Origin of the sequence: Streptomyces diastatochromogenes, assembly GCF_002242805.1 — a bacterium.
GTDB classification, from domain to species: Bacteria; Actinomycetota; Actinomycetes; order Streptomycetales; family Streptomycetaceae; genus Streptomyces; species Streptomyces diastatochromogenes.
In genome coordinates this window covers 141,113-162,472 of sequence record NZ_MCGQ01000014.1, presented here as the reverse complement: position 1 = coordinate 162,472, position 21,360 = coordinate 141,113, and the positions used below count along the sequence as shown (strand labels likewise).

Here is a 21,360-nt window from a genome sequence, read left to right as displayed (position 1 = left end):
AGGTGGAGTGTGGGTGCCTCCCGGGGGGGGCGGGCGGTGCGCCATGCGCAGGGCCCGTGCTCACCGGGGTGCGGGAGGGCCGGCGCCGGGACGCGTCCGTCCACGGCGAAGCCACCCCCGCACTGCTAAAGTGGAGGTACCCCTCCACTGTAGCGGAGGCACACCTCCGGTTCAACCGAATCCCTTCCGGGAGGCAGCAGTGACGGCCACGCCGTTCCCCGTCAGCGAGATCGTCGCGACCCGCCGGCCGCACCGTAAGGACGCCGCCCGCAACTACGACGCCCTGCTCGCGGCCGCCCGCGAGGCGTTCGCCGAGCACGGCGCGGAGGCCTCCCTGGAGGACATCGCCCGCCGCGCGGCCGTCGGCATCGGCACCCTGTACCGGAACTTCCCCACCCGCCGCGACCTCTTCGAGTCCGTCTACGCGGACGAGGTGAACGCCCTGTGCCGGGCGGCCGTAGAGCTGGCGGACCGGGAACCGTGGGAGGCCCTGACGACCTGGCTGGACGGGTTCGCGGGCTACATGGTCACCAAGCGCGCGATCCGTGAGGCCCTGAACGACGAGTCGGACATCTTCATCGCCTGCCGCGAGTCGATGTACGCGGCCGGCGGCCCGCTGCTGGAGCGCGCCCAGAAGGCGGGCGTGGCCCGGGCGGACATGGACTTCGGCGACCTGCTGCGGATGGTGGCCGGCATCACGGCGACGGCGTTCGAGGACGACGCCCAGCGCGATCGGGTGCTCGCGATCGCGCTGGACGGAGTGCGCACCGGCCGCTGAGGTCAGCCGGTCAGCGGGTGGTCCGGGGCGAGGGCCGCCGCGATGCGCTCGGTGATGGTCTGGGCCGTGTTGCCCTCGGGGGCCTTCTTGCCGACCGTCGTGGACACGGCGATGGCCAGCCGGCTCGCCGGCAGATAGGCCTGTACGGCCGCGAAGCCGGCGAACGACGGATTCTGCAGGACCCAGCCGTTCTTGACGACGACGCCCACCCCGTAGTGGAAGTCCTCGGTCTGCTTGAAGCACACGGTGGCGGGGCAGGTCGAGGTCGGCGCGCCGAGGCCGACCGTGCCGGGGTTCAGCTGCACCTGGCGGGAGCTGCGGGTGAGCAGTTGGCCCGAGCCGATGCCCTGGGCGGAGCGGGCCAGGTCGCAGATGTCGGTGGTCTGCACGGCGCCGGGCGCGGTGGTCCAGGAGGGGTCCCAGTAGGTGGCGTCCTCGTAGGGGCCGCGTTCGTCGTCGTACGCGTGCAGGACGGGCGCCGGGATCTCGGGCGTGAAGCCGTTGCGGGTCTCACCGAGCCCCAGGGGATCCATGACGAGCTGCGTCAGCAGCTTGTCCAGCGGCGTTCCGGTGATCTCCGCCAGGGCGCGGCCCAGCAGTACGAAGTTGGCGTGCGAGTAACTCCAGCCGGTGCCGGGGTCGTACCAGAGGGGGTGGGCGAGGGAGAAGCCGACCAGTTCCTGCGGCGTCCAGTGCTGGAACGGGTCCGCGTAGAGCTGCTTCACGAAGGCCGGGTCGGTGACGTAGTCGTGCAGGCCCGAGGTCGAGTCGCCGAGCATCCGCAGGGTGATCCTGTCGCCGTGCGGCAGGTCGGGCAGCCAGCGGGAGACGGGGTCGTCCAGGCTCACCCGGTGCTCGTCGACGAGCCGGAGCAGCGCCGTGCCCATGAAGGCGATGGCGACCGAGCCCGACCGGAAGTGCATCGCCGGGGTGGCCGGCACGCCGCTCATCGACTCGCCGTCCGCGAAGGTGGCCACGTCCCGCCCGTCCTGCGTGACCCTGACCAGCGCGGCCTTCAGGTCGAGGTCGCTGCGCGCCTTGCGCACGATGTCGAGGACCTGGCGGGCCTGGCCGGTGGGCTTGCCCCCGGTGCTCGCACAGCCGTTGTCCCGGGGCGGGACGGCCGCGGCCGTCGTGCTCTGCAGTGTCGCGGCGAGCAGCGCGGCGGCACACAGAGCGGCCGTACGGGCCCGGTAGGAGCGCACCCGCATGCCTCCAGGGTGCCCCCGTCGCGTCCCGCCCGCAGCACGAGGGGGTGCACGCGCGTTCCCGTACGAGGCCGGGCCGGATGCCCGACAGCACCCGACTCGGCTACTTGATGACCGCGTTGGCCACCACCACGACCACCCCGAGCACCGAGTCCACCAGTCCGATGAGGACGGCGGCCGGCCAACTGCGCGCCGACCAGCGGGCGGTGACCAGGCCCAGGGCGAAGAGGATCGCGATGTTCAGGGCGAACACCGGGTACTCGACGCCGTTCGGCGGCCACCAGCCCCAGCCCGCGCCCGCGAGCAGGAACACCGTCGGCAGGACGGCCGTGACCAGCGGCCACTCGTCGACGAGGGTGCGCAGGACGTCCCAGCGGTGGTGCGGGGCACGTTCGGCGATGTAGTGGGCGTAGCCGTGGGCCAGGGCGGAGGCGCACGCGGTGACCAGCAGCCAGAGGGCGTCGTAGCGGCGGCTGGCGGCGGAGCTGTGGCCGTACTGGGTGAGCGCGGCGACCATGGAGCTGGCCAGGACGGCGCCGTAGACCCCGCCGAACAGGACGGCCTCGCGCGTGTCGTGCTGCCGGTGCGGTGCGGCGGCGGCCGCCGTGGAGTCAGCCATGCTCCCCACGATCACGCGCGCCCCGCGCCGCCGCCAGTTCGCACGGCCGGGCCGCCGGGCCCGACGAAGTGTCCTCCCACCAGGCCCGATGCCGCACACACTGTCGACGGCCGGACGGCGCGCGGGCTGGTTAGGGTCGCCCCATGACGCACAGCTTCGCTCTCCACATCCCCGACGCCGACCTCGAACCCGAGCCCCTCGACCCGGAGCAGATCGTCTCCGGGAGCCCTGAGGTGACCGGGAAGGTGGTCTGGGAGTCGGCGGACGGCCGGCAGATCCGCGGGATCTGGCAGATCACCCCGGGCGTGGTCACCGACACCGAGGCGGACGAGCTGTTCGTGGTGGTCAGCGGGTCGGCGACGATCGAGGTCGAGGGCGGGCCGACGCTGGAGGTGGGGCCCGGCGACATGGCCGTGCTGCGCGCGGGCGACCGTACGACGTGGACCGTGCACGAGACGCTGCGCAAGGCGTACGCGATCAACCTGTGAGCCCGGGCGGCTGAGCAGCCGTACGGTCAACCTGCCGACGTCGTGGGCATGTTGTAGGGCGTGACCACCTGGATCGCGGACGGCAGGGTGGGGCCCGCCGCGGGCAGGGCGCCGTGGGCGCGCATGACGAGGTGGCAGGCCTCGCGCATGTCCTGGCGCAGGTCGTGGTGGAGCACGGCGGACAGGCGGTGCTCGCGCAGCAGCCGGGTGTTGTCGTGGTCGAGGTCGTGCGCGACGAACACGGCGCACTCGCGGCCCAGGTCGTCGAAGGCCCGCAGCGTCGCGATGTTGCCCCCGCCGATCGAGTAGACGGCGCGGATGTCCGGGTCGCGCTCCAGGGCGGCCCGGACCAGGTCGTACTGCGTGGCGTCCAGGCCCTGCCCCTCGGTCAGCTCGACGAGCGTGCGGTCGGGGTGCCGGGCGCGCATGGTGCCGCGGAAGCCCATCTCGCGCTCCTCCTCGTTGCGGAAGAAGCCGCTGCTCAGGCTAGTGAGGACGTGGCCGGGGCGGTCGCCGAGCCACTGGCCCATGAGGTAGGCGGCGGTGGCGCCGGCCGCCCGGTTGTCGATGCCCACGTAGGCGAGCCGGCCGCTCGCGGGCAGGTCGGTCACCAGGGTGACGACCGGTATGCCGGCCGCGGTGAGCCGGCCGACGGCCGCCGTGACCTCGGGGACGTCCGGGGCCTTGAGGATGACCCCCTGGGAGCCGCGCCGGGCTATCCGGTCCAGGATCCTGACCAGCTCTCCCACCGCTGCGGTCTCCCGGAAGTGGAAGCGGGAGCGCAGCACCGCCGGGTGCAGGGAGGGCAGTTCGGCCTCCAGGGCGGCCCGCACGGCCGTGGTGAACCGCTCCGGCGCCTGGATCACGATGTCGACCATGAAGGTGCGGCCGACGAGCCGGACCTGGGTGCGCTGCCGGTCCAGGTCGGCGATGGCCCGGTGCACCTCCTGCACGGTGCTGGCCCGCACTCCTCCCCGGTCGTTGAGCACACGGTCCACGGTGGCCTCGCTCAGGCCGGCCTGACGGGCGATCTCGCGGATCGGGAAGGGGTGGCCCACGCTTCGGCTCCTTGAGGGGTTTTTGATGGCTCGGTGCTGGTTGTTCGAGGGGTTTGTACTGACAAGAATGACAGCACCACGTCGCCCCCGGGAACGAAAGAAGGACGACGATGTCCCTCACCGCCGCGCAAGGCCGGGCCTGGCTGGCCGAGCAGGACTGCGACCTCGACGCCTTCCGCGCCCTGGTCGCACGGACCACCGATCTCGCCGACTACCCGTACGCCTCGTCGGTGCAGAGCGACGTCCTCGTCTACGACAGCGAGCGGCTGCGCGCCGGTGACCGCCGGGACGTGCGGGCCGAGCTGGTCCGGGCGCTCACCGACGGGCCCGGCATCGCGGTCTTCAAGGGCGCCTTCCCCGACCCGGCGGTCGTCGACCGGGCGACGGACGTGTTCGACGCCCTGATCGCCGAGCAGCGCGCCTCGGGCGCCGCCGCCGGGGACCACTTCGCCAAGCCGGGCGCCAACGACCGGGTGTGGAACGCCCTCGAGAAGGCGGCCCTGTACGACGCGGAGGCGTTCGCCGACTACTACGCCAACGACATCCTGGCCCTGGTCTCGGCGGCCTGGCTCGGCCCCGGCTACCAGGTCACCTCGCAGATCAACGTGGTCAACCCGGGCGGCGCGGCCCAGACCGCGCACCGGGACTACCACCTCGGCTTCCTCTCCAACGAGGTCGCCGCCGCCTACCCCGCGCACGTCCACCGCCTCTCCCCCGTGCTCACCCTGCAGGGCGCGGTCGCCCACTGCGACATGCCGGCCGAGTCCGGGCCCACGCTGTACCTGCCGTACTCGCAGCAGTACGAGCCCGGGTACCTGGCCTGGCGACTCCCCGAGTTCCAGGCCTGTTTCGAGGCACACCACGTCCAGCTCCCGCTCGCCAAGGGTGACGCGGCCTTCTTCAACCCGGCGCTCTTCCACGCCGCCGGGCACAACCGCTCGGCCGGCATCCGGCGCATGGCCAACCTCCTCCAGGTGTCCTCGGCCTTCGGGCGCGCGATGGAGACGGTGGACCGGGAGGCCGTGGTGAACGCGGTCTTCCCGGTGCTGCTGAAGCGCAAGGCCGAAGGCGCGGGCCAGGAATGGCTCGACCATGTGATCGCCGCGAGCGCCGAGGGCTATCCGTTCCCGACCAACCTGGACGACGACCCGCCGGTCGACGGTCTGGCCCCGCCCTCGCAGGCGGAGGTCGTACGGCGGGCGGTGCGCGAGGAATGGACCCCACGGCAGCTGCGGGACGAGCTGCGGGCCGGCGCCGAGCGGCGCGAGAGCTGAGCGAGAGCCGCGCAAGAGCTGAAAGAGCAAGGAACTCATGGGACTTCTCGACGACAAGATCGTCCTCGTCAACGGCGGCAGTCAGGGCGTCGGCGCCGCCATCGCGCGGGCCGCCGTGCGCGAGGGCGCCACGGTGGCCGTGACCGGCCGCCGCCCCGAACCGGGCGAGGCCCTGGTGACTGAGTTGTCCGCGGCCGGCGGCAGAGCGATGTACGTCCAGGCCGACCTGTCGGACGCCGAGCAGGCCAAGGCCTCGGTGGCCGAGGTGGTCGACGCCTACGGCCGGATCGACTGCCTGGTCAACGCGGCGGGCCTGACCTCACGCGGCACCCTGCTCGACACGACACCCGAGCTGTTCGACGCGCACATCGCGGTCAACCTCAAGGGGCCGTTCTTCGCGATGCAGGCGGCGGTGGCCGACATGGTGGCGCGCAAGGCGCCCGGCACGATCGTCAACATCATCACCACGGCGGCGCACGGCGGGCAGCCGTTCCTCGCGCCGTACGTCGCCGCCAAAGCCGGCCTCATGGGCCTGACCCGCAACGCCGCGCACGCCCATCGCTGGGACCGGATCCGGATCAACGGCCTGAACATCGGCTGGACCGCGACGGAGGGCGAGGACGCCGTCCAGCGCGCCTTCCACGGCGCGGGCGACGACTGGCGGGAGCAGGCCGCCGCCAGGCTGCCCATGGGCAAGCTCGGCCAGCCGGACGAAATCGCCGACTTCGTGGTCCTCCTGCTCTCCGACCGGTCCGGAGTGGTCACCGGTTCGGTGATCGACTGGGACCAGACCGTGCTCGGCGGCCTCGACTAGCCCTCTCTCCTTCAGCCCTCTCTCCGTCAGCACCATCGCACTCTAGGAGCCGCACCCCCATGCGTATCGGAATCCTCGGCCTCGGCCGTATCGGCGCCTTCCACGCCGAAACCCTCTCCGGGCTCGACGTCGTCGAGTCCCTCGTCGTCACCGACCCGTTCGCGGACGCGGCCAAGACCGCTGCCGAGCGGTTCGGGGCCGAGGTCGCCGACTCCCCCGAGGCACTGCTGGCCGCCGGCGTGGACGGCATCGTCGTGGCGGCCGCGACCGACGCCCACCCGGCGCTGATCCGGGCGGGCGTCGAGGCGGGCGTCCCCGTCTTCTGCGAGAAGCCGGTGGCCCGCACCATGGCGGAGGGCGTCGAGGTCCTCAAGGCCGTACAGGGCAGCGACGTGCCGATCCAGATCGGCTACAACCGCCGCTTCGACGCGGGCTTCGTCGCCGCACGGGCCGCGGTGCAGGCGGGCGAGCTGGGCAAGCTGCACACGGTCCGCTCGACGACCCTGGACCCGGCGCCGCCGCCGGCCGCCTACATCGCCGCCTCCGGCGGTATCTTCCGCGACTGCTCGGTCCACGACTTCGACATCATCCGCTGGGTGACCGGCCGCGAGGTCACCGAGGTGTACGCGGTGGGCGGCAACCGGGGCGCCGACTACATCAAGGAGGCGGGCGACGCCGACACCACCGGCGCGATCCTCACCCTGGACGACGGCACGATCGCGGTGGTCTCCAACTCCCGCCACAACGCCCGCGGTTACGACGTCCGCATGGAGCTGCACGGCTTCGAGGACTCCATCGCCGTCGGTCTGGAGGACAAGCTGCCGCTGCGCTCGGTCGAGCCCGGTGTGACCTTCCCGTCCGGCACCCCGCACGACTTCTTCATGGACCGCTTCACCGCGGCCTACCGCGCCGAACTCACCGCGTTCACCGAGGTCGTGGCCGGCACCCGCCCCTCCCCCTGCACCGTCGAGGACGCCCTGGAGGCGGGCTGGATCGCCGATGCCTGCACCCTGTCGCTGCACGAGCACCGTCCGGTGACGATTGCGGAGGTGCGGGGGGCCTGACCGCCGACGGTCAAGACCGGAACGCGCCGCCCTCGTCGAGGGCGGCGCGTTCACGGTTGCGGTTCCCGTCGGGGCGACTCAGAGGCAGTAACGGACCAGCCACTCGTCCGCGCTGTACCGGTCACGCGCCGGGTCCGGCAGGGTCGCCGGCTTCGTTTCCACCATGTCCTCGGGGCGTATCCGCTCGGGCAGGCGGCTGAAGCGGGCGGGGGTGTCGGCCGGCTCGGCGGCCTGCTGGGATGTCTCGTGGAGTTCCGTGCGGTGTGCCATGTCGTCCCGTCCTCCCGTGCTCGCGGGCGTTCCCCCGTTGTCGGTCAGAACGCCCGCACGCCCCCGTTCGTTCCCGGCCCGCGCCGCGCCGAACCCCTCAGGCCCCGCAGGACCTCAGGAACTTGCGCGTCCGCACCGCGATCGGCAGCGGCTTGTCCGGCTCGCACGGGTACATGTCCTGTTCGACGATCGCGAACAGTTCCACACCGAGCCGCTGCGCCGCCTCCAGCACCGGGCCCAACGCGGGGACCCCGGACGGCGGTTCGCACATCACGCCCCGCTGCACCGCGGGCCCGAACGGCACCTCGTTCGCCACGACCTCGGCGAGGATCGCCGGGTCCACCTGCTTGAGGTGCAGGTAACCGATGCGCTCGCCGTACGTCTCGATCAGCTTGACGCTGTCGCCGCCGCAGTAGGCGTAGTGCCCCGTGTCCAGGCAGAGGTTGACCAGCTCGGTGTCGGTCGAGTCGAGGAACCGCTCGACATGCGCCTCGGTGTCGATGTGCGTGTCGGCGTGCGGGTGCACGACGAGTTCGAGGCCGTACGTCTCCTTCACCTCGTGGCCGAGCCGTTCCATGCCCTTGGTCAGGTGCGCCCACTGCTCGGCCGTCAGCTCCGGCGGCTCCAGGATCGCGGCGGTCTTGTCGTCCCGCCAGAAGGAGGGGATGACGACCAGGTGCCGCGCGCCCATCGCCTGGGTGAGGGCGGCCACCTGGCTGACGTGGGCCCAGGTCTCCTCCCAGACGGACGGGCCGCGGTGCATGCCGGTGAAGACCGTACCGGCCGACACCTTCAGGCTCCGCCGACCCAACTCGTCCGTGAGCCGGGCCGGGTCGGTGGGCAGGTAGCCGTACGGGCCCAGTTCGATCCAGTCGTAGCCGGCCTCGGTCACCTCGTCGAGGAAGCGTTCCCAGGGGACCTGCTGCGGGTCGTCCGGGAACCACACGCCCCAGGAGTCGGGGGCCGAGCCGACCCGGATTCGGTCGAGCGGAGTCGGGTTCGCCATGTCAGGTGGTTCCTTCCGAGGGGGTCGCCACGGGTGCGGTGAGGTCTTCCTCCTCGGGGAGTTCCTCGGTGTCGACGCCGCGGACCTGGGCCAGTTCGTGCTTGAGGGCCGCGAGTTCGGCGCCGCCGGCCATGTGGTTGGTCAGCTCTTCGAGGCTGACCTCGCTGCGGTCGGCGGAGAGTTCGAGGGTGCCCAGGCGCAGGACGCTGAAGTGGTCGCCGACCATGTAGGCGTGGTGGGGGTTGTGGGTGATGAAGATGACGCCGAGGCCGCGGTCGCGGGCGGCGGCGATGTACTTCAGCACCACACCGGACTGCTTGACGCCGAGGGCGGCGGTCGGCTCGTCCAGGATGAGGACGCGGGCGCCGAAGTAGACGGCGCGGGCGATGGCCACGCACTGGCGCTGGCCGCCGGACAGCGTGCCGATGGGCTGTTCCAGGTCGTCCAGGACGATGCCCATGTTGCGCAGTTCCTGGTCGGCGGTCTTCTTCATCGTGTCGATGTCGAGGCGGCGGACGGGCCAGGGGCCCTTCGTCTTCTCGGAGCCGAGGAAGAAGTTCCGCCACACGGGCATGAGGGGGACGGTGGCGAGGTCCTGGTAGACGGTGGCGATGCCCTTGTCGAGGGCCTCGCGCGGGGTGCTGAAGCGCACCGGGGTGCCGTCGACGAGGAAGTCGCCCTCGGTGTGCTGGTGCAACCCCGAGATGATCTTGATGAGAGTGGACTTGCCGGCGCCGTTGTCACCGAGGACGCAGGTGACCTTGCCGGGGTGCACCTGCAGACTCACCCCGTGCAGGGCGCGGATGTTGCCGTAGGACTTGCCCGCGCCGCGCAGTTCGACGATGGGGCCGTCCTTGGCGGGGGCGGTGTCCTGGAGGACGGCGCCGTGGGTTCCGGATTCGTTGTTGGTCATCGGGTCTTACCTCCGGGTCGCCGTGCGCTGGACCCACAGATTGATCAGGACGGCGCCGAGCAGCATCACGCCGAGGAAGGCCTTGAACCAGTCGGGGTTCCAGCCCGCGAAGACGATGCCCTGGTTGACCATGCCGAACATGAACGCGCCGAAGACCGGGCCGATCGCGGAGCCGGAACCGCCGGTGAGCAGACAGCCACCGATGACCGCCGCGGCGATGTAGATCAGCTCCTGACCGACGCCCTCGCCGGACTGCACGGTGTTGAACGAGAAGAGGTTGTGCATGCCGATGAACCAGGCGCCGAAGCCGACCAGCATGAACAGGGTGATCTTGGTGAAGTTCACCGGGACACCGACGGCGCGGGCGCTCTCCTTGTTGCCGCCGACGGCGAAGATCCAGTTGCCGTACTTGGTGCGCAGCAGGACCCAGGTGGCCAGGGCCGCGAAGGCCAGCCAGTAGAAGACCGTGATCTTCACCTCGACGCCGCCGATGTCGACGGAGGACGCGAAGATCTTCTTGGCCTGGTCAAAGCCGTCCATGTTGCTGATGTCGTCGGTGGCGACGTTGCCGGTGACCAGCTTGGTCACGGCCAGGTTGGCGCCCTGGAGGATCAGGAAGGTGCCCAGGGTGACCAGGAAGCTGGGCAACCCGGTCTTGACGACCATCCAGCCGTTGAAGGCGCCGACGGCGAGCGAGGCGAACAGCGCGACGATCACGCCGACCCAGACGTTCATGGTCAGCTGGTAGCTGATCATGCTCGCGACGAGCGCGGAGCTGATCACGGCGACGCCGGAGGACAGGTCGAACTCGCCGCCGATCATCAGCAGGGCGACCGGGAGGGCCATGATGCCGATGGTCGAGGACTGGTAGAGGACCGTGGCGATCGAGCTGCCCTGACGGAGCGAGGGCGCGGCGATCAGGAAGAAGATCAGGACGGCCACGGCGCCCAGGAACACGCCCACTTCGGGGCGGGCCAGCAGCCGGATCGCCAGCGGGCGCCGGGCGGTACGGCCGTCGGTCTGCTTGGGGCCGGACGCCGGCGATGTCCCCACCGCCGGCTCAGCCTGCTGCGTCATACTCATCACCGAGTGCCCTTCGCGGCGAACTGGGCGATCTGGTCGACGTTGGACTTGTCGACGAAGGCCGGCCCGGTCAGCACCGGCTGCTCGCCACCACCGCTGTAGTTGCCGTTGTTCTTGTACAGCCACAGGGAGTCGACCGCGAGGTAACCCTGCAGGTACGGCTGCTGGTCCACCGCGAACTCGATGTCGCCCTTCTTGATGGCGCTGGTCAGCTGGTTGTTCAGGTCGAACGTGGCGACCTTGGCCTTGCTGCCGGCGTCGCCCACCGACTGCACGGCGGTCAGCGCGTAGGGGGCACCCAGCGTGACCACGTAGTCGATGGCGCTGTCCTGCTTCAGCTTGGCCGTGATCGTGGACTTCACGGACGGCATGTCGGTGCCGTTCACGTACAGCGTCTCAGTCGTGCCGGAGAACGTCTTCTTCACGCCGTCGCAGCGCTGGGTGAGGCCGACGTTGCCCTGCTCCTGGATCACACAGACGGCCTTCTTGGCGCCGACGTCGTTCAGCTTCTTGCCGAACGCCTCGCCCGCCACCGTCTCGTCCTGCCCGAAGAACTGCAGCAGACCGAGCTTCTTCCAGTCGCTGAGCCCGGAGTTCAGGCCGACCACGGGGATCTTCGCCGCGCCCGCCTTGCCGACCACGGCCTTCATGGCGTCCGGCTTGGCCAGGGTGATCGCTATGCCGTCGACCTTCTGGTCGATCGCGTTCTGCACGTAGTTGGCCTGGTTGCCGGCGTTCGGGTCGGCCGAGTAGATCAGCTTGATGTTGTCCTTGGCGGCAGCGGCCTCGGCGCCCTTGCGGACGATGTCCCAGAAGGTGTCACCCGGCGACTGGTGGGTGACCAGCGCGACCGTCATCCGAGGGGTGTTGGCCTTGCCCGCTGAGGCACCCGACCCTCCCTCTTCGGCCTTCTTCCCCCCGGAGCTGCTGGAGCAGCCGGCGAGGGTCAGGGCTGCCGCAGCGGCCACGGCGACAACGGGGGCCAGTCTGCGGGGGCGGGAGTGCGAAGAGCGGTCCATCTGTCCTGCACCTCACTGTGCGACGGGGGAAGGGACGCTGATGCGTTGGGACGGGATACAAGCCCCTGCAGAGCCCGCTGTCAATACTTTGTTAAGACATCATTTCACGAGCTAGTCAGAATGTAAGTACAAACCATTGACAGTGCCGCCTGTTCCCACCTACACCTGTGAGGCATGAGCCACTCGACGAGCCCAGCGACGAGCCGTCTGACCGTCGCCCAGGCACTGGTGCGGTTCCTGTCCGCCCAGTACACCGCACGTGACGGCGAACGGCACCGGCTGATCGCCGGTACCTGGGGCATCTTCGGACACGGCAACGTGGCGGGGATCGGCCAGGCGCTGATCGAATACGGCGATGTCATGCCGTACCACCAGGGCCGCAACGAGCAGGCGATGGTGCACGCGGCGGTCGGACACGCCCGCCAGCTCGACCGCCTCTCGGCGCAGGCCGTGACGACGTCCATCGGCCCGGGCGCGACCAACCTGGTCACCGGCGCCGCCCTGGCCACGATCAACCGGCTGCCCGTACTGCTCCTGCCCGGCGACTACTTCGCCACCCGCCCGGCCGATCCGCTGCTGCAACAGCTGGAGCACCCCGGCCAGTTCGACGTCTCCGTCAACGACACCCTGCGCCCGGTCTCCCGCTACTTCGACCGGATCACCCGCCCCGAGCAGCTGATCCCGTCGGCGCTCCAGGCGATGCGCGTCCTCGCCGACCCGGCCGAGACCGGCGCCGTCACCCTCGCCCTGCCGCAGGACGTGCAGGCCGAGGCGTACGACTGGCCCGAGGAGTTCTTCGCCGAGCGCGTCTGGACCGTACGCCGGCCCGCACCGGACCCGGCGGAGCTGGCGGAGGCCGTCCGGGCGGTCCGGGCCGCCCGCAGGCCGCTTCTCGTCGTGGGCGGCGGAGTCCACCACAGCCGCGCCGAGGACGCGCTGCGGGCCCTGGTGGACGCCACCGGCATCCCGGTCGCCGCCACCCAGGCGGGCAAGGGCTCCCTGCGCCACGACCACCCGGCCGACCTCGGCGGCATCGGGCACACCGGCACCGCGGTCGCCGACGACCTCGCCCGCGGCGCCGACCTGGTCATCGGCGTCGGCACCCGCTACACCGACTTCACCACCGCCTCCGGCACCCTGTTCCAGCACCCCGAGGTCCGCTTCCTCAACCTCAACATCACCGCTTTCGACGCCCACAAGCTCGCCGCCCGGACCGTGGTCGCCGACGCCCGGGCCGCCCTGGAGGCGCTCGCCGAAGGGCTGGCCGGCTTCCGCGTCGACCCGGCGTACGAGGCCGAGTACCGGGCGGGCAAGGAGCGCTGGGAGCAGGTCGTGGAGAGCGCCTTCGGCGCCGCCGACGAGGACGCCGTACCCACCCAGACGCAGGTGCTCGGCGCGTTGGACGCGGTCGTCGGGGACGAGGACGTGGTCATCAATGCGGCGGGCTCGCTCCCCGGCGACCTGCACAAGCTGTGGCGGTCCCGCTCACGGCGCCAGTACCACCTGGAGTACGGCTACTCGTGCATGGGCTACGAGATCCCGGCCGCGATCGGCGTGCAGCAGGCGGCCCCGGACACGGTGGTCTGGGCGCTGGTCGGCGACGGCACCTACCTGATGATGCCGACCGAGATCGTCACCGCCGTACAGGAGGGGCTGCCGGTCAAGATGGTGCTGATCCAGAACCACGGGTACGCCTCCATCGGCGGCCTCTCGGAGTCGGTCGGCGGCGAGCGGTTCGGCACCGCCTACCGGTACCGCGCGGCCGACGGCACCTTCAGCGGCGCCCCGCTGCCCGTCGACCTCGCCGCCAACGCGGCCAGCCTCGGCATGGACGTCCTGCGCGCCAAGACCGTACGGGAGCTGCGCGAGGCCCTGGCCACCGCGCGCGCCACCGACGCCCCCCTGTGTGTGTATGTGGAGACGGACACCTCGGGCTCAGGGCCTGCCGCCCCCGAGGCCGAGGCCTGGTGGGACGTACCGGTCGCCGGGACCGCGACCCGCGAGGCGGCCGTACGCGCCCGCGAGGACTACGACCGCCAGGTGGCCGGCCGCCGCCACCACCTGTGAACCGCCCTGTCCGCGCTCTGGAAGGAGGTACCCCGTGGCGAGGACCGGTGACTCCGCTCGTCCCGTGACCGTCTCCGCACTCGACTCCCTGGACTTCGACCTGGACCGCGCGAGTCCGGTGCCGCTCTACTACCAGCTCGCCCAGCAGCTGGAGGCGGCCATCGAACACGGGATCCTCGCCCCCGGGAACCTCCTGGGCAACGAGGTCGACCTGTCCGTGCGCCTCGGCCTGTCCCGGCCCACCGTCCGCCAGGCCATCCAGTCCCTGGTGGACAAGGGGCTGCTGGTGCGCCGCCGCGGTGTCGGCACCCAGGTGGTGCACAGCCAGGTCAAACGGCCCCTGGAGCTGAGCAGCCTCTACGACGACCTGGAATCGGCCGGGCAGGGCCCGACCACCCAGGTACTGCGCAACGAACGCGTCCCGGCGAGCGCCGACGTGGCCGCGGCCCTCGGCATCGCGGAGGGCGCCGAGGTCGTCGTGCTGGAGCGGCTGCGCTGCACCCACGGCCAGCCGGTGGCGTTCCTGTGCAACTACCTGCCCTCGGCACTGCTCGAACTCGACACCGACCGGCTGGAGTCGACGGGCCTGTACCGGATGCTGCGCTCGGCGGGCATCGCCCTGCACAGCGCCCGCCAGACCGTCGGGGCCCGCAGCGCCACCGCCGAGGAGGCCGCCCTGCTCGACGAGAAGGAGGGCGCGGCCCTGCTCACCATGCAGCGCACCGCGTACGACGACACCGGGCGGCCGGTGGAGTACGGCAGCCATGTCTACCGGGCGTCGCGGTACGCCTTCGACTTCCAGCTCCTGGTCAGATCCTGACCGCCGCTGGTCAGACCAGGAAACGGAACCACTCGTGTTCACACAGCCCCCGCGGCCGCGGTTGCCGCGGGGGCCGCTTTGCCTGCCCTTCAACAAAGTTGCAGGTAACGATGTCGATTACGTTTCGGGCAAGAGACACCCCAGTGGGACCGGAGCTATTGACGCATGAGCGGACATGGGGCTGTTATTACGCCCACGATGTTCGGTCGAGTTGGTTTCTGATCGGTTTCGAAGACCTTTCGGTGATCGACTCATCCCCTTGACTGAACCCTGTATGCCTCAGGAGCCGCCATGCGCCTCTCCCCCTCCGGTCTTTCGGTCCCGGGTCCCAGCCGTCGTTCGCTGCTGCGTGGAGCGGGCGGTGCCGCCCTCCTCGCCGGTGCCGGCATACCCCTGCTGTCCGCCTGTGGCGGCAGTGGCTCGTCCTCCGACCCGAAGACCGTCACCCTCGGCTCCAACGCCTCCGACGCGGTGCCGAAGAAGGCCTTCGCGGAGATCTACGCGGCCTTCAAGAAGCAGTCGGGTATCACGGTCGATGTCAACACGAAGGACCACAACACCTTCCAGGAGCAGATCAACTCCTATCTGCAGGGCACGCCGGACGACGTGTTCAACTGGTTCGCCGGTTACCGCATGCAGTTCTTCGCGGCGAAGAAGCTGGCCACGCCGATCGACGACGTGTGGGCCAAGATCGGGGACAACTTCCCCGACGCGATGAAGAAGCTCGCCAAGGGCGAGGACGGCAAGTACTACTTCGTCCCGCTGTACACGTACCCGTGGGCGCTCTTCTACCGCAAGAGCGTCTTCCAGCAGCACGGCTACAAGGTCCCCACCACCTGGGACGAGCTGGTCGCCCTCTGCAAGCAGATGAAGAAGGACGGCCTGGTCCCGATCGCCTTCGGCGACAAGGACGCCTGGCCCGCGATGGGCACCTTCGACCAGATCAACTTCCGCCTCAACGGCTACGACTTCCACGTCGAGCTGATGGGCGGCAAGGCCTCCTGGACCGACTCCAAGGTGAAGGCCGTCTTCGACCACTGGTCCGAGATCCTCCCCTACCACCAGGACGGCTTCATGGGCCGCACCTGGCAGGACGCCGCACAGACCCTCGTGTCCAAGAAGGCCGGCATGTACCTGCTGGGCTCGTTCGTGGCGCAGCAGTTCACCAACAAGGCCGACCTGGACGACCTCGACTTCTTCGCCTTCCCGGAGATCAACTCCGCGTACGGCCAGGACACCGTCGAGGCGCCGACCGACGGCTTCATGGTCAGCAAGGCCCCGAAGAACAAGGAGGGTGTCGCCAAGCTCCTCGAGTACCTGGGCACGCCCGAGGCCGAGGCGATCTACCTGAAGGCCGACTCCAGCGTGGTGGCCGCCTCCAGCAAGGCCGACACCTCCTCGTACACCCCGCTGCAGAAGAAGGCGTACGAGATGATCAGCGGCGCCAAGAGCCTCACCCAGTTCATGGACCGCGACTCCCGCCCGGACTTCACCTCCACGGTGATGCAGCCCGCGCTGCAGAAGTTCCTCCAGAACCCCAAGGGCGTGGACGGCTTGCTGTCGTCGATCGAGCGCCAGAAGAAGCAGATCTTCGCGTCCTCGTGAGCAGCGGCATGACGACCGACACGACGACGAAGACCCCGGAGGCGGCCGCCGTGCCGCCTTCGGGCGCTGCTTCCGCATCCAAGCGGGCCGCGCAGGGCCACCGGCGCCTGCTGACCCGCCGTGACCGGATCACGCTCGGCCTGATGGCGGGCGTGCCCACGGTCCTGCACGTGGCCCTGGTCTGGGTCACCGCCCTCGCCTCCATCGCGCTCGCCTTCACCACCTGGGACGGCATCGGGTTCGACTCGATCAAGTGGGTGGGCCTGGACAACTTCAAACAACTCTTCAACGACAACCCACAGTTCTGGCCGGCGCTCCAGCACAACGTCGTCTGGTTCGTGGTGCTGATCCTGATCCCGACGCCGCTCGGCCTGTTCCTGGCCGTGCAGCTGGACAAGAAGATCCGGTTCAGCCGCGTCTACCAGACCGCGTTCTTCCTGCCGGTCGTCATCTCCATGGCGTGCATCGGGTTCGTCTGGCAGCTCGTCTACAACCCGGACACGGGCCTGATCAACAGCCTCATCGGCGCCAACAAGCCGGGCCACTACATCGACTGGATCGGCGACCCCAAGCTCAACCTGTGGGCGGTCCTGATCGCCGCGTCCTGGCGGCACACCGGCTACATGATGATCCTGTACCTGGCCGGCCTGAAGGGCGTCGACCCGTCGCTCAGGGAGGCCTCGGCCCTCGACGGCGCCAACGAGTGGCAGACGTTCAAGAACGTCATCTTCCCGACGCTGCGCCCGACCAACACGGTCGTCCTGGTCGTCACCATCATCGAGTCGCTGCGCGCCTTCGACCTGGTCTTCGTCTTCAACAAGGGCGCACAGGGCACCGAGTTGCTGTCGATCCTGGTGACCAACAACATCATCGGTGAGTCGAGCCGCATCGGTTACGGGTCGGCGATCGCGGTGGTCCTGCTGGTCATCTCGCTGATCGTGATCATCCCGTATCTGATCGCGACCTTCCGGAAGGAGCGACGCGCATGAGCACCGTGAGCGCGCCGGTCAAGCAGCGCACCCCGATCCGCCCGGCCCGCGTCCTGCTGCACGTCTTCCTGGCCGGTACGGCCCTGGCGTGGCTCGCCCCGCTGCTGTGGGCGATCTTCTCGGCGCTGCGTCCGTACAGCGAGACCAGCGAGCGCGGCTATGTGTCCTGGCCGCACACGCTGAACTTCGACAACTTCAAGAACGCGTTCACGCAGTCGGACATGACCCACTACTTCATGAACACGCTGATCATCGCGGTCCCGGCCGTGCTGCTCACGCTGTTCCTGTCGTCGATGGTCGCGTTCTACGTCAGCCGCTTCGACTTCCGGCTCAACCTGGCGCTGCTGCTGGTCTTCACGGCGGGCAACCTGCTCCCGCAGCAGGTCATCATCACCCCGCTGTACCGGCTGTACCTGCTGACGAACCTGCCGGGCATCACCGCGAGCGGCAAGCTGTACGACTCGGCGCTCGGCCTGGTGCTGATCCATGTGGCGTTCCAGTCCGGGTTCTGCGCGTTCGTGCTGGCCAACTACATGCGCTCGCTCCCGCACGAGCTGACCGAGGCAGCGCTGGTCGACGGTGCCTCGGTGTGGCGGCTGTACTGGCAGATCACACTGCCGCTGTGCAAGCCGGCGATGGCGGCCCTGGCGACCCTGCTGTCGATCTGGATCTACAACGACTTCTTCTGGGCCCTGGTGCTGATCTCGACCGGTGAGAACATGCCGATCACCTCGGCGCTGAACAACCTCTCCGGCCAGTACTTCACCGACCCCAACCTGGTGGCCGCGGGCGCCCTGCTCACCGCGATCCCGACGCTGATCGTGTACTTCGCGCTCCAGCGCCAGTTCGTCAGCGGTCTGACCCTGGGATCGAACAAGGGCTGAGGCGCGCGCACGTGAAAGAGAACGAAGAAACCCCAGTGAATCGCACCCTGTCCGTCCCCGGCCTCGCCTACGGCGGCGACTACAACCCCGAACAGTGGCCCGAGGAGGTGTGGGCCGAGGACGTACGCCTGATGCGCGAAGCGGGCGTGAACATGGTCAGCGTCGGCATCTTCTCCTGGGCCCTGCTGGAGCCGTCCGAGGGCGCGTACGACTTCTCGCGCATGGACCGGATCCTGGACCTGCTGCACGAGAACGGCATCGCCGCCGACCTGGCCACCCCCACGGCGGCGCCTCCGGCGTGGTTCTTCCGCGCCCACCCCGAGGCGCTGCCGGTCGACCGGGACGGCCGTACCCTCTCCTACGGCAGCCGGCAGACGTTCTGCCCGTCCAGCCCCACCTACCGCGAGGCGGCGCTGCGCATCGCGGGCGCGCTGGCCGAGCGGTACGCCGGTCATCCGGCCGTCGCCATGTGGCACGTGCACAACGAGTACGGCTGCCACAACGCGGCCTGCTACTGCGACACCAGCGCGGCGGCCTTCCGCCGCTGGCTGCGGGCGCGCTACGGCGACGACCTGGCCGCCCTCAACGACGCCTGGGGCACGACCTTCTGGTCCCAGTGGTACTACGACTGGGAGGAGATCCTGCCGCCGCGCGCCACGGGCGCCGTACCCAACCCGACGCACCAGCTGGACTGGCGCCGCTTCTGCTCGGACGAGCTGCTGTCGCTGTACACGGCGGAGCGTGACGTACTGCGCGCGGCGGCCCCCGACACGCCCGCCACCACCAACTTCATGGTGATGGCCACCTTCGACGCCCTCGACTACTGGCGCTGGGCACCGGAGCTGGACATCGTCGCCAACGACCACTACCTGATGTCCACCGACCCCGAGTCGGAGATCGACGTGGCGCTGAGCGGCGATCTGATGCGCTCGCTCGCGGGCGGCCCGTGGCTGCTGATGGAGCACTCCACCGGCGCGGTGAACTGGCAGCCCGTCAACCGGGCGAAGAATCCGGGCGAGTTGCGCCGCAACGCGCTGGCCCATGTGGCGCGCGGGGCGGACGGCATCGCGTACTTCCAGTGGCGGGCGGCGAAGGCGGGCGCCGAGCAGTGGCACTCGGCGATGCTGCCGCACGCGGGCACCGACAGCCGGATCTGGCAGGACGTGGTCCGCCTCGGCGCCGACCTGAAGGCGCTGGCCGAGGTCCGCGGCAGCACCGGTACCGCCGAGGTCGCCGTCGTCTGGGACTGGAACGCCCGCTGGGCCCTGGAGCTGCCCTCCCAGCCGAGCGGCGAACTGCGGTACCTGGACCTGGTCCGGGCCTGGTACGAGCCGCTGTGGCGGGCGGGCGTGGCCGTGGACTTCGTACGCCCGGACGCGGACCAGGCAGCCCTGTCCGCCTACCGCCTGGTGCTGGCCCCGAACCTGTACCTGGTCGACGACGCGGGCGCCGCGAACCTCACGGCGTACGCCGAGCGCGGCGGCACCCTCGCCGTCGGCTTCCACAGCGGTGCCGTGGACGAGAACTGCCATGTGCGGCTCGGCGGTTACCCGGGTGCGTTCCGGGACGTGCTGGGGGTGCGCTCCGACGAGCCGTTCCCGCTGCTGCCCGGACAGTCGGTCGGGCTGAGCGGCGCGGTGCCTCAGGGCGCCGCGGGCACGCTGTGGTCGGAGCGGCTGCGGACGGAGGGCGCCGAGGCGGTCGCCACGTACGCCGACGGCCCGCTGGCCGGCGTCCCGGCGGTCACCCGGCACGCCTACGGCACCGGTGCCGCCTGGTACCTGGCCACGCTTCCCGACCCGGCCACGCTGACCGCCCTCCTGGACCGCGTCCGCACCGAGGCGGGGGTGGAGCCGGTGCGCACCGCCCCGGCCGGTGTGGAGGTGGTCCGCAGGCGCGGCCCGGACGCGGACTACGTCTTCGTGATCGACCACTCCGGCCGGGGCGCGGAACTGCCCGTCGCACCGGGCGCCACGGAACTCCTCACCGGCAAGGAGACGGCCGGTTCGGTCACGGTCGCGCCCGGGGACGTGGCGGTGGTGCGGGAGCCGCTCGCTCGGTGAGCGGCGGCCGGCCGGGCCCGAGGCCGGGACGACCTGGCAGCGGGCCCGGCTTGCCGGTGCGGGTGCGGGCGGTCAAGCGGGGACGTCCGACTGACCGACCAGCGCGTCGTGGAGCCGTCGAGCGAGCCGGACGGCCTCCTCGGGGTCGCGGGCGATACGGGTCGTCGCACGCGTTCCGGTGATCTCGGTGACCGGGACGCCCAGGACCTCCGCCTCGGGCAGGTCGTCGACCCGGTGCAACCGGTCGAGGTCCCGCTGGCCGCCGATGACGGCGAGCTGCGGCCCGCCGGGGAGCCGTACGGTGTCGACGCCCTCGGTGCCGAGCACGCCGTGCGCGTGGTCGGCCTGCGCGTCCGTGCGGTAACCGAGCACTCTGGACTCGGTGTTGAGCACGACGGCGGCCGCCCGGACTCCGGTGGCTCCGATCCGGGTGCCCGCCGGGTACGGGGCCCGGTTGCGGCGGCGGACCAGTGCGACGCCGTACTCCTCGGCGGCTCGCACGCACGGCCGGTGCAGCACCCGCGTCCCGTAGCGGGCCATCAACGCCGCCGTCTCGTAGGAGAGTTCGGGCAGCAGACGGGCCCCTTGGACCAGGCCGGGGTCGGCGGTGCAGACGCCGTCGACGTCCGCGTGGATCTCGCACCGGTCCGCGCCGAGCGCGCCGGCGACCAGGACGGCCGAGAGTTCGGCGCCGTACGGACCCAGCCGGGTCGGCCGGCCGCGCCGGTCGGCCGCCTGACCGCCGGGCACGACGACGACCTGGTACGTCTCCAGGGCGCGCCGGAGCGGCGCCGGGTCGAGGTGGTCGACGTCGGCCGAGAGGAAGTCGCCGTCCGCGACCAGGCCCAGCTGCTGTCCGGCCAGCACCGTCGCCGCCACGCCACTGTGGTGCAGCGCACCGGCGAGGAGATGGGCGCTGGCGGTGTCGGCGAGCCCGAGCAGGGCCGCGGACGTGGCGTCGACGGGGTGGGGGTCGGTGAGGTGCAGCAGGCCGAGGAGTTTCTCCGTCTCCCCCGGCATGGCACTGACGACCACGACCAGGGGCTGCTGCTCGTCGTCGAGCCGGCGGTGCAGGGCCCGGGCGAGGGCGCAGTAGGAGTCGAGGGAGGGGAAGCTGGATCCGCCGAACTCGAGGACGGCGGGGGTGGCGGGATCGGTGCCCCGCGGGGGCCGGGTGGCGGGGGCCTGAACGGGGATCGTGCGGGTGGCGGTGTCCTGAGTCATGGAAGGGGTTTCCTCTCGGACGGGAGGATGCCGCAGCCCTCGGGCTCCGGCCGGGGACGGGAGGCCATTGCGCCTCACGGACGGAACTCTTCCGGGCCCGCCCGCCCGGGCACG

Annotated in this window: 20 protein-coding genes; 11 read left to right on the top strand and 9 right to left on the bottom strand. The window is 70.7% G+C overall.

Going from position 1 to position 21,360, the window contains the following annotated elements:
• The first annotated feature begins 199 nt into the window (after positions 1 to 199).
• Entirely contained in the window at positions 200 to 778 is a 579-nt protein-coding gene (locus tag BEK98_RS18060; RefSeq protein WP_094217585.1) for a TetR/AcrR family transcriptional regulator, read from the top strand.
• Positions 779 to 780: 2 nt separating this feature from the next.
• On the opposite strand, the gene BEK98_RS18055 is transcribed toward BEK98_RS18060, so the two are convergent.
• Together BEK98_RS18055 and BEK98_RS18050 are read right to left on the bottom strand one after the other, a co-directional pair.
• Complete coding sequence (locus BEK98_RS18055) at positions 781 to 1,989, bottom strand: serine hydrolase domain-containing protein (RefSeq protein WP_094217584.1); 1,209 nt, start codon at positions 1,987 to 1,989, stop codon at positions 781 to 783.
• Positions 1,990 to 2,089: 100 nt separating this feature from the next.
• Positions 2,090 to 2,605: a hypothetical protein gene (locus BEK98_RS18050; RefSeq protein WP_094217583.1), complete on the bottom strand. Its 516-nt coding sequence runs from the start codon at positions 2,603 to 2,605 to the stop codon at positions 2,090 to 2,092.
• Positions 2,606 to 2,748: 143 nt separating this feature from the next.
• On the opposite strand from BEK98_RS18050, the gene BEK98_RS18045 reads away from it, so the two are divergent.
• Positions 2,749 to 3,093, top strand: coding sequence for a cupin domain-containing protein (locus BEK98_RS18045; RefSeq protein WP_094217582.1), 345 nt, complete (start codon positions 2,749 to 2,751; stop codon positions 3,091 to 3,093).
• A gap of 26 nt (positions 3,094 to 3,119) precedes the next feature.
• Here BEK98_RS18045 and BEK98_RS18040 read toward each other — a convergent pair whose 3' ends face one another.
• Positions 3,120 to 4,151 carry a LacI family DNA-binding transcriptional regulator gene (locus tag BEK98_RS18040; protein ID WP_094217581.1) on the bottom strand — a complete coding sequence of 344 codons (1,032 nt, stop codon included), beginning with the start codon at positions 4,149 to 4,151 and terminating at the stop codon, positions 3,120 to 3,122.
• Between the two features lie 110 nt (positions 4,152 to 4,261).
• Here BEK98_RS18040 and BEK98_RS18035 point away from each other — a divergent pair, with 110 nt between their 5' ends.
• Genes BEK98_RS18035 through BEK98_RS18025 form a run of 3 tightly spaced genes read left to right on the top strand, consistent with a single transcriptional unit; the run spans position 4,262 to position 7,303 of the window.
• Entirely contained in the window at positions 4,262 to 5,425 is a 1,164-nt protein-coding gene (locus BEK98_RS18035; RefSeq protein WP_094217580.1) for a phytanoyl-CoA dioxygenase family protein, read from the top strand.
• 37 nt (positions 5,426 to 5,462) lie between these two features.
• Entirely contained in the window at positions 5,463 to 6,239 is a 777-nt protein-coding gene (locus BEK98_RS18030) for an SDR family oxidoreductase (RefSeq protein WP_094217579.1), read from the top strand.
• 59 nt (positions 6,240 to 6,298) lie between these two features.
• Positions 6,299 to 7,303, top strand: coding sequence for a Gfo/Idh/MocA family protein (locus BEK98_RS18025; protein ID WP_094217578.1), 1,005 nt, complete (start codon positions 6,299 to 6,301; stop codon positions 7,301 to 7,303).
• A gap of 78 nt (positions 7,304 to 7,381) precedes the next feature.
• Here the strand turns inward: BEK98_RS18025 and BEK98_RS18020 are convergent, their stop codons facing one another.
• From BEK98_RS18020 to BEK98_RS18000, 5 genes are all read right to left on the bottom strand, one after another.
• A complete protein-coding gene (locus BEK98_RS18020) occupies positions 7,382 to 7,573 on the bottom strand; it encodes a hypothetical protein (protein ID WP_094217577.1) in 192 nt (63 codons plus the stop codon).
• A gap of 97 nt (positions 7,574 to 7,670) precedes the next feature.
• Positions 7,671 to 8,579, bottom strand: coding sequence for a sugar phosphate isomerase/epimerase family protein (locus BEK98_RS18015; protein WP_094217576.1), 909 nt, complete (start codon positions 8,577 to 8,579; stop codon positions 7,671 to 7,673).
• Position 8,580: 1 nt separating this feature from the next.
• Complete coding sequence (locus BEK98_RS18010) at positions 8,581 to 9,492, bottom strand: ATP-binding cassette domain-containing protein (protein WP_094217575.1); 912 nt, start codon at positions 9,490 to 9,492, stop codon at positions 8,581 to 8,583.
• Positions 9,493 to 9,498: 6 nt separating this feature from the next.
• Complete coding sequence (locus BEK98_RS18005; RefSeq protein ID WP_094217574.1) at positions 9,499 to 10,575, bottom strand: ABC transporter permease; 1,077 nt, start codon at positions 10,573 to 10,575, stop codon at positions 9,499 to 9,501.
• Complete coding sequence (locus BEK98_RS18000) at positions 10,575 to 11,594, bottom strand: sugar ABC transporter substrate-binding protein (protein ID WP_094217573.1); 1,020 nt, start codon at positions 11,592 to 11,594, stop codon at positions 10,575 to 10,577. Before BEK98_RS18000 ends, BEK98_RS18005 begins: the two co-directional genes overlap by 1 nt.
• A gap of 174 nt (positions 11,595 to 11,768) precedes the next feature.
• Between BEK98_RS18000 and iolD the strand changes: the two genes are divergently transcribed.
• From iolD to BEK98_RS17970, 6 genes are all read left to right on the top strand, one after another.
• Positions 11,769 to 13,661: a 3D-(3,5/4)-trihydroxycyclohexane-1,2-dione acylhydrolase (decyclizing) gene (iolD, locus tag BEK98_RS17995; RefSeq protein WP_094217572.1), complete on the top strand. Its 1,893-nt coding sequence runs from the start codon at positions 11,769 to 11,771 to the stop codon at positions 13,659 to 13,661.
• A 34-nt stretch (positions 13,662 to 13,695) separates the two neighbouring features.
• Entirely contained in the window at positions 13,696 to 14,481 is a 786-nt protein-coding gene (locus BEK98_RS17990; protein WP_094217571.1) for a GntR family transcriptional regulator, read from the top strand.
• Between the two features lie 291 nt (positions 14,482 to 14,772).
• Positions 14,773 to 16,086 (top strand): ABC transporter substrate-binding protein, encoded by a 1,314-nt coding sequence (locus tag BEK98_RS17985; RefSeq protein ID WP_094217570.1) that lies wholly within the window; start codon positions 14,773 to 14,775, stop codon positions 16,084 to 16,086.
• 8 nt (positions 16,087 to 16,094) lie between these two features.
• The gene (locus BEK98_RS17980) at positions 16,095 to 17,075 is read left to right on the top strand and encodes a carbohydrate ABC transporter permease (protein ID WP_094217569.1); all 981 of its coding nucleotides are present in this window, start codon (positions 16,095 to 16,097) and stop codon (positions 17,073 to 17,075) included.
• Positions 17,072 to 17,959: a carbohydrate ABC transporter permease gene (locus BEK98_RS17975; protein ID WP_094217568.1), complete on the top strand. Its 888-nt coding sequence runs from the start codon at positions 17,072 to 17,074 to the stop codon at positions 17,957 to 17,959. The genes BEK98_RS17980 and BEK98_RS17975 overlap by 4 nt, the downstream gene beginning before the upstream one ends.
• A gap of 35 nt (positions 17,960 to 17,994) precedes the next feature.
• A complete protein-coding gene (locus tag BEK98_RS17970) occupies positions 17,995 to 20,022 on the top strand; it encodes a beta-galactosidase (RefSeq protein WP_094217567.1) in 2,028 nt (675 codons plus the stop codon).
• 72 nt (positions 20,023 to 20,094) lie between these two features.
• On the opposite strand, the gene BEK98_RS17965 is transcribed toward BEK98_RS17970, so the two are convergent.
• Complete coding sequence (locus tag BEK98_RS17965; RefSeq protein ID WP_107428281.1) at positions 20,095 to 21,246, bottom strand: amino acid kinase family protein; 1,152 nt, start codon at positions 21,244 to 21,246, stop codon at positions 20,095 to 20,097.
• Positions 21,247 to 21,360: the final 114 nt, after the last annotated feature.

Coding starts and splice junctions, on each gene's coding strand:
- BEK98_RS18050 (WP_094217583.1), bottom strand. CDS start 2,605: ATGGCTGACTCCACGGCGGCCGCCGCCGCACCGCACCGGCAGCACGAC.
- BEK98_RS18000 (WP_094217573.1), bottom strand. CDS start 11,594: ATGGACCGCTCTTCGCACTCCCGCCCCCGCAGACTGGCCCCCGTTGTC.
- BEK98_RS18005 (WP_094217574.1), bottom strand. CDS start 10,575: ATGAGTATGACGCAGCAGGCTGAGCCGGCGGTGGGGACATCGCCGGCG.
- iolD (WP_094217572.1), top strand. CDS start 11,769: ATGAGCCACTCGACGAGCCCAGCGACGAGCCGTCTGACCGTCGCCCAG.
- BEK98_RS18045 (WP_094217582.1), top strand. CDS start 2,749: ATGACGCACAGCTTCGCTCTCCACATCCCCGACGCCGACCTCGAACCC.
- BEK98_RS18020 (WP_094217577.1), bottom strand. CDS start 7,573: ATGGCACACCGCACGGAACTCCACGAGACATCCCAGCAGGCCGCCGAG.
- BEK98_RS17985 (WP_094217570.1), top strand. CDS start 14,773: ATGCGCCTCTCCCCCTCCGGTCTTTCGGTCCCGGGTCCCAGCCGTCGT.
- BEK98_RS18025 (WP_094217578.1), top strand. CDS start 6,299: ATGCGTATCGGAATCCTCGGCCTCGGCCGTATCGGCGCCTTCCACGCC.
- BEK98_RS17980 (WP_094217569.1), top strand. CDS start 16,095: ATGACGACCGACACGACGACGAAGACCCCGGAGGCGGCCGCCGTGCCG.
- BEK98_RS18035 (WP_094217580.1), top strand. CDS start 4,262: ATGTCCCTCACCGCCGCGCAAGGCCGGGCCTGGCTGGCCGAGCAGGAC.
- BEK98_RS18010 (WP_094217575.1), bottom strand. CDS start 9,492: ATGACCAACAACGAATCCGGAACCCACGGCGCCGTCCTCCAGGACACC.
- BEK98_RS18030 (WP_094217579.1), top strand. CDS start 5,463: ATGGGACTTCTCGACGACAAGATCGTCCTCGTCAACGGCGGCAGTCAG.
- BEK98_RS17965 (WP_107428281.1), bottom strand. CDS start 21,246: ATGACTCAGGACACCGCCACCCGCACGATCCCCGTTCAGGCCCCCGCC.
- BEK98_RS18055 (WP_094217584.1), bottom strand. CDS start 1,989: ATGCGGGTGCGCTCCTACCGGGCCCGTACGGCCGCTCTGTGTGCCGCC.
- BEK98_RS17975 (WP_094217568.1), top strand. CDS start 17,072: ATGAGCACCGTGAGCGCGCCGGTCAAGCAGCGCACCCCGATCCGCCCG.
- BEK98_RS18015 (WP_094217576.1), bottom strand. CDS start 8,579: ATGGCGAACCCGACTCCGCTCGACCGAATCCGGGTCGGCTCGGCCCCC.